This is a genomic window from Kribbella aluminosa, from assembly GCF_017876295.1.
Classification (GTDB): Bacteria; Actinomycetota; Actinomycetes; order Propionibacteriales; family Kribbellaceae; genus Kribbella; species Kribbella aluminosa.
Map to the genome: position 1 here is coordinate 2612231 of NZ_JAGINT010000002.1, position 12972 is coordinate 2625202.

The following is a 12972-nucleotide window of genomic DNA, read 5'->3' on the forward strand; positions in this document are numbered from 1 at the left end:
GCAACGCCCGAAATTTTTGCTCCGCTGATAGTTAACGTTTTCTATGCCAATCTGACCGCATGTCTCCCGTACCCGCGAAACCGCCGGCGCTGGTCGCCCTCTCCGCCGAGCACTGGCCGCCGCTGTTCCCGCCGGACCTCCGCCGCCGGCTCGACCGGTTGGTGCGCCTGGAAGGACCGGTCGACCGCTTCGACCTGGATCGGCTGGCCGAGGTGGAGGTCCTGATCACCGGGTGGGGCTGCCCCGCCGTCGACCGTCACGTCCTGGAGGCGGCACCCAAACTGCGGGCGGTACTGCACGCCGCCGGGAGCGTGAAGGGGCACCTGAGCCGCGAGGTGTGGGAGCGCGGCATCGTGGTCTCGTCCGCCGTGGACGCGAACGCCGTACCGGTCGCGGAGTTCACGCTCGGCGCGATCCTGCTGGCCGGCAAGGGCGCCTTCGACCTGCGCGAGCGGTACCGGCGGGAGCGGACGTTCGAGCTCGGCCACATCCACCCCGGCATCGGCAACCACGGGCGGACGGTCGGGCTGATCGGTGCCTCGCGGGTCGGCCGTCAGGTCCTCGAACTGCTGCGGCCGTTCGGGTTCCGGGTCCAGGTCCACGACCCGTACGCCGCCGACCTCGACGTACCGCTGGTCGACCTGAGCACGCTGCTGCGTACCAGCGACATCGTCAGCGTGCACGCCCCGCTGACCGCGGAAACCCAGCAGTTGCTGGGCTCTGCCGAACTCGCCCTGCTCCGGGACGGTACGACGTTGATCAACACCGCACGCGGGCAGGTCGTCGACACCGACGCGCTGATCGGAGAGTTGATCTCCGGCCGGATCAGCGCCGTACTGGACGTCACCGAGCCCGAACCGCTGCCGTCCGACTCGGTGCTCTTCACGCTGCCGAACGCCTTCGTCACGCCGCACATCGCCGGCTCGCACGGCAACGAACTCGCCCGGCTCGGCGGCTGCGTGACCGCAGAACTCGAGCGCTTCCTGGCCGGCGAGCCGCTGCACTTCGGCATCAGCGCGACAGACCTTGACCGCGCCGCCTGACGACAAAGACAACGTTTGCCATCCAGATTCACGGTCTTGACGTCACAAACCCACGGCGCTACCTTCATCGGCAGATGGAAAGCGCTTTCTAGATCAGCTGCCGAAGGAGCTCCGGAGATGACCACCCGAACCCCACTGCGCACCAGCCTCCGGCTGGGATTGCTGGCGCTGCCGGCGGTCGCGTTCTTCCTGGTGTTCAGCTACGCGCCGCTGGCCGGTCTGGTGGTGGCGTTCAAGGAGTTCGACATCAGCAAGGGCATCTTCGGCAGCCCCTGGAACGGTCTCGCGAACTTCCGGTACTTCTTCAGCTCCGGCGACGCGCAGCGGATCCTGCTGAACACGATCGTGCTGAACGTGCTGTTCCTGGCCGCGACCCTGGCGGCCGGCGTGACGCTGGCGATCATGCTGAACGAGATCCGCGGCCGGTTCTTCAAGCGTGCGGCGCAGTCGACGATCTTCTTCCCGTACTTCGTCTCGCCGGTCGTGATCGCGATCATGCTGCAGGTGCTGCTGTCCGGGCCGAACGGCTCCGGAGGTGTCGTCAACGACGCGCTCACCGGGCTCGGACTGCCTGAGGTCGGCTGGTACACCGAGCCGGGGCCGTGGCCGTGGATCCTGACGTTCGTCAAGGTCTGGCAGCTCGGCGGCTACATGAGCGTGATCTTCCTGGCCGCGATCACCTCGATCCCGGAGGACGTCTACGAGGCCGGCCAGATCGACGGCGCGAGCCGCGCGCAGATGGCGCTCCGGATCACCCTTCCACTGCTGAAGCCGACCGCCGCGGTGCTGCTGGTGCTCGGCGTCGGCCGGATCTTCTACGGCGACTTCGGCACGATCTACGCGATCGTCGGCGACAACGGGACGCTGTTCCCGACCACCGACGTGATCGACACCTACGTGTTCCGGTCGCTGCGCCAGATCGGCGACTTCGGCACCACCGCCGCGATCGGCCTGTTCCAGTCGGTGGTCGGTTTCGTGCTGGTGTCGACCGCGGTGCTGATCCAGCGCCGGTACTCCAAGGAGACGAGTCTGCTGTGACCACCATGCCATCTGTGACCTCGAGCGTCGCGAAGACGACAGCCCGGACCACGGCGCGAAGGGCCGGTGGCCTGGAGCCGTTCACGCTGATCAGCATCGCCGGCGTCGCACTGTTCATGATCGCCTGCCTGATCCCGTTCTGGGTGATCCTCTCGGGTTCGTTCACCGACGAGCAGACCCTGGCCGGCAAGGGCTACAGCCTGCTCCCGCACCCGTTCTCCCTGGCCGCGTACAAGCTGATCTTCACCGGCCCGACGCTGGTCAGCGCCTACGTCGCCAGCGTGTTCATCACGCTCGTCGGTACGGCGCTCGCGCTCAGCTTCACGTCCGGCCTCAGCTGGGTGATCGCCCGCCGGCTGCCGTACGTCAGCCGGCCGCTCGCGATCTTCGCGTACATCCCGATGCTGTTCAGCGGCGGACTGGTCCCGCTCTACCTGCTGGTCACGCAGTACCTGAAACTCCAGAACAGCTACTTCGCGGTGATCCTGCCGTTGCTGGTGGCACCCTTCCTGGTGTTCATCCAGGTGTCGGCGTTCCGCCAGCTGCCCGAGGAGATCCTCGACTCCGCCCGCGTCGACGGCGCGGGGGAGCTGCAGATCTTCTTCCGGATCGGGCTGCCGCTGTCGAAGCCGATCCTGGCCGTCGTCGGGCTGTTCTACGCGGTGCACTACTGGAACGAGTGGTTTACCGCGCTGCTGTTCATGTCCGACGTCCACAAGTACCCGCTCCCGCTGCTGTTGCAGAACCTGATCTCGAACGTCTCCTTCTCGCAGATGCTGCCGGCAGCGGCGCAACAGACGACGCCGGTCTACCAGCTCCGGCTCGCGCTCACGGTCGTCACCATCGGCCCGATCCTGCTCGCGTACCCGTTCGCGCAGCGCTACTTCGTCAAAGGCATCACCTTGGGAGCCACCAAAGGCTGACGGCTCCACCACTCTTCAGGAGGAATTGTGCCCGCCACATCTCCCGCCGGCCTCAGCAGGCGCGGCTTCCTGGCCGCCGGCGGCGGCCTTTCCCTCGCGGCCGCGCTCGGTCTGAGCGGCTGCGGAGGTTCGCCCTCGTCCGGTTCCGGCAAGTCCGCGGACACCCTCGCGCTGCTGCTCCCCGGTGATGCTCCGGCCGGCTGGGACGCAGTACTTGCCAAGGTCAACGAGAAGCTCGGGAAGGACCTCGGCTTCACGATCGCGCCGCAGTTCACCGCGTGGTCGAACTACCAGCAGCAGACGCTGCTCAAGTTCACCGCCGGCGAGACGTTCGACACCGCGCTGCAGGCCCGCTGGCTGAACATGATCCAGCTGGTCGCGAGCAAGTCGCTGGTCCCGGTCGGCGACCTGATCCCGAAGTACCCGAACCTGAGCAAGCACCTGGATCCCCAGCTGCTCGACCAGAACAAGTGGTCCGGCAAGCTGTACGGGATCCCGCAGGTGAACTCGGCCGCCCGGTTCCAGCACTTCACCGTCCGCCAGGACCTCGCCGACAAGCTCGGGATCGGCGACATCACGACGTTCGACCAGCTGGAGAAGTACTGGTACGACGTCAAGCAGAAGGCGAAGATCACCCCGGTCGGGATCTCCTCGAACATGCCGAAGCTGCTGGTCGCGTTCGCGCCGGTCGGCTGGCTGAACCAGCACGACTGGGAGAACCCGCATGTCAGCGTGCAGACCTTCAGCGGCGGCTCGTTCCCGTTCTTCCTCGCGCAGGACGGCAAGAGCACCGGGTCGGCGCACCCGATCCCGTTCTGGGAGGCGCCCGGCGTCGTCGACGCGCTCCGCAAGGTCCGCCAGTACTACCTCGACGGCATCATCAACAAGGACGCGCTGAACGTCGACTCGAGCACGATCGGGTCGCAGTTCGAGGCCGGCCGGATCGCGACCCGGTGGGCGATGACGGACGGTCTCTCCTCGCAGTCGCTGGCGCCGCTGCGCAAGGCGGTACCGGCCGCGCAGATCGCGAACGTCGTACCGCTGCGTGGCGGGAAGGCCGCGAAGCCGAACCAGACGTTCCAGGCGGACAACTTCGTCGTGCTGAACGTCAAGGGCCAGAGCAGCGAACGCGCGATGCAGCTCGAGGACTGGGTCTCGATCAAGGAGAACCACGACCTGATCAGCTACGGCGTCGAGGGCAAGGACTGGAAGCCGGTCGGCACCGACAAGTTCGAGCAGCTCACGCAGTACGGCTTCCCGGGGTTCGCGCTGTGCTGGCGGCAGAAGCTCGAGCTGAAGATCAAGGACATCACGCCGACCGAGAACGCCTGGTTCGAGTGGGCGCAGAGCTACGGCAACTTCACCTTCGATCCGTACGCGTCGTTCGTCCCGGACGTGACGCCGGTGAAGCGGCAGGACAGCCAGGTCGTCGCCGCGATGACGCAGTACGGCAACCCGTTGTGGATCGGCGCGGTCGACGTCGACAAGGGGCTCGACACGCTGAAGAAGGCGGTCGAGAAGGCCGGGCTGGCCGACCTGCAGGGGGAAATGGAGAAGCAGGCGAACGCGTACCTCAAGGGTCAGTGACCTCGGTGTCCGCCCCACGGAGGAAGCTCGCGGTGGTCGCCCGCGAGGCAGGTGTGTCGATCTCGACGGTGTCGAAGGTACTGCGCGCCTACCCGGACGTCGCGCCGGCGACCCGGACCCGGGTACGTGAGGTACTGCGGCGGGCCGGCTACCCGGTGGATTCCGATGCCTCGGGCAACCGTCGCGAGGAGTCCGTACTGGTCGACGTGGTGGTCGCCAGCCAGAGCAGCGGCCGGGCCGGCGAAGTACTCGCCGGCCTGGCCGACGCCGCCCGGGAGCCGGGGCTCGCGCTGGTCGTCACGACGGTGAACGGGGGAGAGCCGGTGCCCCGGCTGTGGCTGGAACGGCTGTTCGCCCGTGGTACGCGTGGGGTGGTCGGTCTGGATGTGGAGTTCACCGACACCCAGTTGGCCTACCTCGCGGCCTATGAGATCCCCTGTGTGGCGGTGGATTCCCGAGCGTCGATTCCCGAGGTGCTGGCGGCCGTCCTGGATGGCAAGTACCTCAGCCGAGCCGGCTGACCGAGCTGCGGACCACGACGTGGGTCGTGAAGAGCCGGTGGTCGCCGGTCCAGTCCGGCTGCTGGTGCCGGGGGTCCAGCGCGATCTGCGCCGCGGTCCGGCCGAGTTCCTCGTACGGGACGTGCACGGTGGTCAACCTGGGGCGGAGGTCCTGAGCCAGTTCGACGTCGTCGTACCCGACCACCGAGAGGTCGTCGGGGACGGTGAGGCCGAACTCGGCCGCGGCGGCGTACACACCTGCGGCGACGACGTCGGTGGCTGCGAAGACGGCGGTGAAGTCCTGGCCCACGACCAGCCGGTTCCTGGCCAGCTGATAGCCGGAAGTCCGGGTGAAGACCCCGTGCTCGACCAGCGTCCCGTCGTCCGGTACGCCGAAGTCGCGGAGCGCCCGGCGATGGCCCGCCAGGCGCTGCATGCTTGTGCTCTGCCGCTCGGGACCGCCGAGGAACAGGATCTGGCGGTGCCCCTGCGACAACAGGTGGCTGGTCATCGCGTACGCGCCCTGCTCGTTGTCGTACTCGATCACGGCCGTCGGTACGTCGTCGCCGAGCGCCGGCCGGCCGCACAGCACCAGCAGCGAACCGGCGGCGTGCAGCGAGCGCGCCAGCTCGGTCATCCGCGCGCGATCGTCGGCCGACTCGTTGGTCACGCCACCGATCAGGATGACCGCACCCGCCCGCTGCTCCCGCATCAGCTGGACGAGTGCGAGTTCCCGTGCCGAGTCGCCCTGGCTGGTCCCGATCAGGCTCAGCCAGCCGCGGCGGGAGGCCTCCTGCTCGACACCGTGCGCGGCGTCCGCGAACGACTGCCCGCGGACGTCGGCGAGGATGAACGCGATGGTCTTCGACTGCACCCCGGCGAGTGCTCTGGCATGCGTGTTGGCGGCGTAGTTGAGCTCGCGGATCGACCGCAGTACGCGCTGGTTCGCCGAGCGGGAGACCGGGTAGTTGCCGGCCAGCACGCGCGACACGGTGGCCGGCGAGACGCCCGCGTGCGCGGCGACATCGGCCAGCGTCGGCGAGTTGGTGGTCTTGCGCTTAGCGGGCATTGTTCTCCCGGGGCGGAGCGGCCGAGTCCCTGATCACGACGTGCGTCCCGAGCAGCAGATGCTGGTCCAGCGCGTACTCGTCACGGTGCAGTGCCAGCCGTACGGCGGCGCGTCCGAGCTCCTCGTGGGGGATGTGCACCGTGGTCAGTGCCGGGCTGAGGTCCGCGCTCAGCGGGATGTCGTCGTACCCGGCGACCGAGATGTCCTCGGGGACCCGCAGACCCGCCTCGCGGAGCGCGGCGAGGATCCCGCTCGCGACCATGTCGGTGATTCCGAGGATCGCGGTCATCGCAGGCTCAGTTCCCGTGTCGCGGGCCAGCAACGCCTTGGTCTGCCGGTAGCCGGACTCGCGGTCGAACGTCCCGCCGACCACCAAGCTGTCGTCGACGGTCAGGCCGTGCGCCCGGTGTGCCCGGGTGTAGCCCTCGAAGCGTGCGCTGGTGGTGGTGTGGTTCGGCTCCGCGGCGCCGACGAACGCGATCCGCCGATGGCCCAGCGAGATCAGGTAGTTCGTCACGGCGAACGCGCCGCCCTCGTTGTCGTACTCGACGACGGTCGACGGGGCGTCCGGGCCGATCGGTGGGCGGCCGCAGAGCACCAGCCGGGAGCCGACCCGCTCCAGCGAACGGGCGATCTGCGCCATCCGCTCGAGGTGCTCCGGCGTACGCAATCCACCACCGACCAGGACGACCGCCTCGGCCTGCTGCTCGCGCATCAGTTCGATCAGCTCGAGCTCGCGGTCGGCGTCGCCGTGATGCGTACAGACCAGGCAGACCCTGCCCTCGGCGGTGGCCTGCTGCTCGACGCCCTGCCCGATGTACGCGAACAGCGGGCCGACCAGGTCGCGGACGATGAACGCGACGGTCCGCGTCGAACCGCCGACGAGCGCACGGGCCTGGGCGTTGATCACGAAGTCCAGGTCCTGCACCGCCCGGAGCACGCGCTTGCGGGTCGAGGCGCTGACCGGATAGTTGCCGGCGAGCACCCGCGACACCGTCGTCGCGCTGACCCCCGCGGCCACCGCGACGTCCTTCACCGTCGGACGGCCTCCGGCGATCGCTCTGGCCACGCGGGAACTCCTGTTCCGCTCGAAAATTTCTGCCCCTGCACCGCGTAGAAAACGTTAACTATGCTGCCATTCATGACGGCGATTGTCGAAGCCGGGGTACCGCTCCGGTTCCATGCCGCGGGCCGGCCACCGCGGTCGACTGGCGACACCGGCGCCGGTGATCCGCTGCTACTGGTCCACGGCTGGGGCGGCGACGCCCGCGCCTGGAGCGGCCTGGACTTCGGCCGGCGCCAGGTCGTCACGGTGGATCTCCGGGGCCACGGGCACTCTCCGGTACTGCGGAACGGATACCGGCCGACGGACTACGCGCGTGATCTCGCGGGCGTAGTCGAGCGGCTGGACCTCGGCCCGGTCGTTGCCGTCGGCCACTCGATGGGCGGACAGATCGTCGCCCAGCTCGCTCTTGAGTACCAGGAGCTGGTGCGTGCGGTGGTGGCGGTGGATCCGGCGTACGGTGCGGACGAGGCCGAGGCGGCGACGTTCGCGGACCGTCTTGCTGCGCTGCGGAAGGACGGTGCCGCCGCAGCGGTCCGGCAGCTCGGGCTGCCTGCCGGTGCTGTCCGCGACCAGTTGCTCGCGACGCCGGGCCACGTGCTCGCCGACAGTTATGCGGGGATGTACACGGACCCGGACGCATTCGGCGCACGCCCGGCAGCCCGCGCTCGGTTGTCCGGCCTGGGGCAACCGCTGCTGACTCTGCGATCCGTCCCGTCGATGGCGGCCTGGGACGTCGGGCTGTCGCTACCGTACGGATCCCGAATCGCACTGTGGACCGGCTGCGGCCACTTCCTCCACCACGAACGCCCGCACCAGTTCGTCGCCCTACTGGAAAGCTGGCTGACCTCCCTCCCCGAGCCGCGTGCACATGCTGGCAGCAGCGAAAGTTTCAGTGTGGGTAGGACGCGGCCGGGCCGTTGACCGGCTGTGGGTTCCTCTCATTACCTTGGCCGCTCAATCAGCGGTTTTTCGAGGAGGAGTGCAGATGCCGAAATCCGATGTCGCCTCGTTGTCGACCATGAGTCGTCGCTCGTTGCTCATCGCTTCCAGCGGCTCGGTTCTGGCGGCTCAGCTCGGATCCGCCGCAGCGGCGCCCGCGGCATCCACCGGCTCCGCTGCGGCTGCGGCGTTCAGGCATCCAGGACTGCTGCACGACGCCGACGACCTGCAGCGGATGCGGCGGTGTGTGGCGGACCAGGCGAGTCCGGCGTACGACGGATTCCGGGCGATGGCGGCGAACGCCAGGTCGTCGTACGACTATGTGATCCGCAACATCGGGCAGATCACCTCGTGGGGGCGTGGGCCCGCGAACCACATGAACGAGGCGGTGAGCGATTCGGGGGCGGCGTACCAGAACGCGTTGATGTGGTCGGCGACCCGTGATGTCCGGTACGCCGACAAGTCGCGGGACATCCTGGACGCGTGGTCGAGCAGTCTGACGGCGATCACCGGCGCGGACGGTCAGCTCGGTGCCGGGTTGCAGGTGTTCAAGTTCGTGAACGCTTCGGAGATCCTGCGGCACAGCGGGTACGACGGGTGGGCGCCGGACGCTGTCCGGCGGTGTGAGGAGTCGTTTCGCAGGGTGTGGTACCCGGCTGTCTCCCTTCGACCAGCTGTCGGGCGTGGTTCTCGACCGCGGCACACCACAGTTCGTCCAGCGACTGCGCGTCGCGACCGGCCTCGTCACCGCGAGCGGCACCGCGACCGGCACCGGTACGCCCGCCTGGCTGCGCATCCGGCGTACCGGAAACGTCTTCGCGGCCGACGTCTCCGCCGACGGCGAGAACTGGACCGCGATCGGCGTACCGGGCGAGATCGCGTCCTTCGGGGCAGCGCCGTACTACGCCGGCCTCGCGGTCGTCTCCGGCGACCCGTTCGTCCTTGCCACTGCCGTCTTCGACAACGTGACCCTGTCCTGAGCACAACAGTGGCCCGGCCGTCACGGCCGGGCCACTGTTGGTTCTACTTGGCGGGTCTACTTGGCGTATGCGAGCGTTCCGAAGCCCGTCTGGTCGAACCCGCCGCTCGTCGAGCCGTAGTCACCGCCGCCACCCTCGGGCCGGACCTGTGCGGCCATCGCCGAGATGTACGGCACCGAGAGGTTCCTGCGGCGCGTGTAGTGGAAGTGCAGGATCTCCCACACCGGCCGCGACTGCCCGCGGCTCGCGCTCGAGATCACCGTGTGCTCCTGATAGGCGCAGTTCTGCCCGGTTCCCCAGGTGTACTTCGTGAACGGCACATCCTCACCCAGGTTGTACTTCGCGACGTACTGCGCGGCCTTCATGAAGCGGTTGTCGTCGTACCCGTAGAGGTCGTCGCCCTGGTTCCAGGCCATCTCGCAGAACGCGCCCAGCTGGCCCATCCCCATCATCGTGTGCCCCTGGTCCCGTCCGGACTCCTGCCACTGGGCGAGGCCTTGGTCGTCGTACACGAACGGCACCGCGTGTGCGATCGAGCCGTTGCCGGCGCCGTTCTTGAAGTAGTTGACGGCCTGGTCGTACTTCGCGGCGTCGTCGCAGAGGATGCCGATGGCAAGGATCGAGTTCATGGTGCAGAGATCCCAGTTGGCCCAGTAGTTCGTGATGCAGGCACCGTTGTGGTTCTTCAGGAAGTCGTTGTTGATCGGATAGAAGACGTTGAGCATCATCGTCTTGAACCGGGCCAGGTCGAAGCCCGGGTAGTCGCGCATCAGCTCCGCGACGTTCGCGAACTGGTACCCGTAGATGCCGGCCGCCAGGAACCGGTCTGCGTTGCCAGTCACCGTGGTCAGTGTGGACGACCAGGCGTTGAGGATGTTGCGGGCGCAGTCGCCGTTCGCCGCGGTGCCCTGGACGTGCCAGCGGAGCGCGTTCTGGTAGGCGGCGTGGATGTCGTTGTAGAGGATGCCGTAGTTCTCGCCGGTGCCGCCGCGGATGACGGTCGCCTGCGGGTTCGGCTGCCAGGTCGACTGGGCGTGCCCGTTGGCGACCAGCCGGTTCCAGCCGGACAACCACGGGTCGTTGCCAGCGGCAACACGGACCTTGGCCCGGTTGAGATCACCCCAGTTGTGCAGTCCTCCGGGGTGGGTGAAGGTCGCCGGAGCGGCGTCCGCGGGTGCGCCGACGACGGCGACTCCGGCGGTGGCCGCAGCCATCGCGCCGGCCGACCTGAGCAGTGTGCGTCGATCGATCATCTCTCTCCTTGGGGCGGTAGGCGGTGCTGCCGAGGTGTTGTACGCAAGCGCAGACGGGTGGTGCCTGCAATCATTCGGGACTCCTCAACTCCACTGAGAGGGTTCTGAAACCTTGCACAGGCAGGCCGAACCCGAGCAATAGCAACCACGACCAGCGAAATTTTCGCGCCGCCGGACCGGCGGTCAGTGCAGCCAGGTGTAGTGGTGTTCGGGGCGGCCGGTGGAGCCGTAGTGGAGGGTCAGGGTGACGCGGCCGGTTTTGGCGAGGTCGGCCAGGTAGCGCTGGGCCGTACCGCGGGAGATGCCGGCGTCGTCGGCGACCTGGGCCGCGGTGACCGAGCCGCGGGCGGCGATCAGGATGTCCCGCACCAGGGCGGTGGTCTCCTGCGAGCGTCCCTTGGCCGCGGACAGGTCGCCGCTGTGCAGGACGGCGTACGCGTGGTCGATCTGCGTCTGGTCGACCGGGCGCGGTCCGGTGAGGGTCGCCCAGCTGCGTGCGTACGCCGTGACGCGGTCGGCGAGGACCTCGATCGGGAACGGCTTCAGGATGTAGTTCACGGCACCGGCCCCGAACGCCCGGCGGACCGTCCCGGGATCGTTCGCCGAGGTGATCATGATGCACGGCGCACCGAGCCGGCCGATCAGCGTCGTACCGGGCGCGTCCGGCAGGTACTCGTCGAGCAGCACCAGGTCCGGGCGCTGGGCCCGCGCCAGGCGGAGCGCGTCGGTCGCGCTCCGGGCCTGGCCGATCGCCTCGCAGTCCGCGAGCGTGTCGATCGCGTCGGCGTGCAGCTTCGCGACCCGGAAGTCGTCGTCGACCACGAGCACCCGGAGCTTCATGGCAGTACCGCCGTCGTCGGGGCCGCGACGACGTCCTCCAGGCGGGCCGAGAAGACCGCGCCGTGCGTTCCGGATCCGCCCGGGTCGGCGAGCAGTACGTCGCCCCGGTACCGCCGGGCGGTACGGCGGGCCAGGCCGAGCCCCAGCCCGTGGCCGTCGCGGGCGAGCTCCCGGGTGGTGAAGCCCGGCTGGAAGATCTCGTCCCGCGCCCCAGCCGGTACGCCGGTACCGGAGTCGACGACGTGCACGACCAGCGCGTGCCCGTCCGAGGCGAGCGTGATCTCGACCCACGCGCCGCCGGACCCGGCGGCGGCGCGGATGCCGTTGTCGACCAGGTTGCCGACGACCGTGATGCAGTCCAGCGGCTGCGTCAGGCGTCCGTCGACCCAGGTCGTGTCCCCGAGCCGCAGCCGGACTCCGGCCTCCGAGGCGGCGGCCGACTTCGCGGTCAGCAACCCGGCCAGGTACGGATCGGCGATCCGGTCGCCCCAGACGGTGGTGGACCCGCCGAGCTCCCGGAGGTAGTCCCGGGCCTCGTCGACGTGGCCGAGCCCGAGCATGCCCGACACCGCGTGGATCCGGTTGTTGTGCTCGTGGGCCTGGGCCCGCAGCGCGTCGGTGAGAGCGCGGGTCGCCTCGAGTTCGCGGGCGATGCTGTCGAGGTCCGAGTGGTCCCGCAGTACCAGCACCTGCCCGAGGTCGGTGCCGTCGCGGACGACGGCCAGCCGGGTCGCCCGTACGGTGTTGTCGCCGATCACCGTCGTCTCGCCGACCGGCGCGTCATCGCGGGTCAGCAGCGCCACGACCGGCTCGGGCAGCCCGGCGTCCCGGACCGGCCGGCCGGCCGGCCGAGCACCGAGCAGTCGTTCGGCCTCGCTGTTGCAGGCGGTGACGATGCCGCTCGGGTCCACGGCGACGACCCCGTCGCGGACACCGCTCAGCACCGCCTCCTGCCCGCGCAGCAGGTCGGCCAGTTCGGCGGGTTCGAGGCCGTGGGTGGTACGCCGGAACCGCCGGGCCAGTGCGATCGCGCCGCCGATCCCGAGCAGCAGCGAAACGCTGCCTCCGGCAACGAGTTGGCGGGTGAGCGTCCACACGCGTTCGTTGACCCGGCTCATCGCCAGGCCGACGCTCACGGTCCCGACGATCCGCCCGTCGGCGGCGCGCAACGGGACGCTGCCGGTGGCCGACGTACCGGAGGCCTCCTGGTCGATCGTCATCAGCTGACCGCCGGTGCGTACGGCGGTCAGGTCGGTCCGGATCCGGTCGCCGACCGCCGCCGGATCCGGACTGCTGTAGCGGATGCCCGAGGTGTCGGCGACGACGACGTACTGCGCGTTGGTCCCGGACCGCACCCGCTCGGCCTCGAGCTGCACGGGTCCGCCGGGTGTGGGCACATCGCCGAGCCACTGTGCGTAGCGGTTGTCCAGCGCGACCCCGCGGGCGATCGTCAGCGCCCGGATCTCGAACTGCCGCTGCACGATCGCGCGGACGACGTACGTCGCGATCACCACCGACGTGACGAGCGTGGCGGCGACCAGCGCCGTGACCAGCAGCAGCAACTGGTCGCGCAACCGCAGCCGCGGCCTCCGCACGGCGACACTGATCAGGCGCACAGCCCGAACCATAGTGCGAACGCCGCGCCGGCGGATCAGCGAGCGCCTGTGTTCTTTATGAACTCAACGCCGGGAACGCGCGCAATGTAGGCCGGGCCAATGCTCTTTCCTACCGTGA

13 protein-coding genes are annotated in these 12972 nt (G+C 69.0%); 7 read left to right on the top strand and 6 right to left on the bottom strand.

Going from position 1 to position 12972, the window contains the following annotated elements:
* Window positions 1–59 precede the first annotated feature (59 nt).
* The 5 genes from JOF29_RS33810 (at window position 60) to JOF29_RS33830 (ending at window position 5112) form a co-directional block, all read left to right on the top strand.
* The gene (locus JOF29_RS33810) at window positions 60–1043 is read left to right on the top strand and encodes a hydroxyacid dehydrogenase (RefSeq protein ID WP_209698427.1); all 984 of its coding nucleotides are present in this window, start codon (window positions 60–62) and stop codon (window positions 1041–1043) included.
* Between the two features lie 117 nt (window positions 1044–1160).
* Window positions 1161–2081, top strand: a complete 921-nt coding sequence (locus JOF29_RS33815; RefSeq protein WP_209698428.1) for an ABC transporter permease — start codon at window positions 1161–1163, stop codon at window positions 2079–2081.
* A gap of 14 nt (window positions 2082–2095) precedes the next feature.
* Window positions 2096–3004, top strand: a complete 909-nt coding sequence (locus JOF29_RS44895; protein ID WP_209698429.1) for a carbohydrate ABC transporter permease — start codon at window positions 2096–2098, stop codon at window positions 3002–3004.
* A gap of 27 nt (window positions 3005–3031) precedes the next feature.
* Window positions 3032–4591, top strand: coding sequence for a DUF3502 domain-containing protein (locus tag JOF29_RS45685; RefSeq protein WP_209698430.1), 1560 nt, complete (start codon window positions 3032–3034; stop codon window positions 4589–4591).
* Window positions 4592–4596: 5 nt separating this feature from the next.
* Entirely contained in the window at window positions 4597–5112 is a 516-nt protein-coding gene (locus tag JOF29_RS33830) for a LacI family DNA-binding transcriptional regulator (protein ID WP_209698431.1), read from the top strand.
* Here the strand turns inward: JOF29_RS33830 and JOF29_RS33835 are convergent.
* Both JOF29_RS33835 and JOF29_RS33840 read right to left on the bottom strand, forming a co-directional pair.
* Complete coding sequence (locus JOF29_RS33835) at window positions 5096–6160, bottom strand: LacI family DNA-binding transcriptional regulator (RefSeq protein WP_209698432.1); 1065 nt, start codon at window positions 6158–6160, stop codon at window positions 5096–5098. The two genes, JOF29_RS33830 and JOF29_RS33835, sit on opposite strands and share 17 nt — an antisense overlap.
* Complete coding sequence (locus tag JOF29_RS33840) at window positions 6150–7229, bottom strand: LacI family DNA-binding transcriptional regulator (RefSeq protein ID WP_209698433.1); 1080 nt, start codon at window positions 7227–7229, stop codon at window positions 6150–6152. Before JOF29_RS33840 ends, JOF29_RS33835 begins: the two co-directional genes overlap by 11 nt.
* 72 nt (window positions 7230–7301) lie before the next feature.
* Here JOF29_RS33840 and JOF29_RS33845 point away from each other — a divergent pair, with 72 nt between their 5' ends.
* The gene (locus JOF29_RS33845) at window positions 7302–8147 is read left to right on the top strand and encodes an alpha/beta fold hydrolase (RefSeq protein WP_209698434.1); all 846 of its coding nucleotides are present in this window, start codon (window positions 7302–7304) and stop codon (window positions 8145–8147) included.
* A 336-nt stretch (window positions 8148–8483) separates the two neighbouring features.
* Here the strand turns inward: JOF29_RS33845 and JOF29_RS33850 are convergent, their stop codons facing one another.
* On the bottom strand, window positions 8484–8675 hold the full coding sequence (locus tag JOF29_RS33850; protein ID WP_209698435.1) for a hypothetical protein: 192 nt from the start codon (window positions 8673–8675) through the stop codon (window positions 8484–8486).
* Window positions 8676–8848: 173 nt separating this feature from the next.
* Here JOF29_RS33850 and JOF29_RS33855 point away from each other — a divergent pair, with 173 nt between their 5' ends.
* Complete coding sequence (locus JOF29_RS33855; RefSeq protein ID WP_209698436.1) at window positions 8849–9145, top strand: DUF1349 domain-containing protein; 297 nt, start codon at window positions 8849–8851, stop codon at window positions 9143–9145.
* 56 nt (window positions 9146–9201) lie between these two features.
* Here JOF29_RS33855 and JOF29_RS33860 read toward each other — a convergent pair whose 3' ends face one another.
* The 3 genes from JOF29_RS33860 to JOF29_RS33870 form a co-directional block, all read right to left on the bottom strand.
* A complete protein-coding gene (locus JOF29_RS33860; protein WP_209698437.1) occupies window positions 9202–10398 on the bottom strand; it encodes an alginate lyase family protein in 1197 nt (398 codons plus the stop codon).
* A gap of 183 nt (window positions 10399–10581) precedes the next feature.
* Window positions 10582–11238, bottom strand: a complete 657-nt coding sequence (locus tag JOF29_RS33865; RefSeq protein ID WP_209698438.1) for a response regulator — start codon at window positions 11236–11238, stop codon at window positions 10582–10584.
* Window positions 11235–12854: a sensor histidine kinase gene (locus tag JOF29_RS33870; protein WP_209698439.1), complete on the bottom strand. Its 1620-nt coding sequence runs from the start codon at window positions 12852–12854 to the stop codon at window positions 11235–11237. The genes JOF29_RS33865 and JOF29_RS33870 overlap by 4 nt, the downstream gene beginning before the upstream one ends.
* Between the last annotated feature and the right edge of the window lie 118 nt (window positions 12855–12972).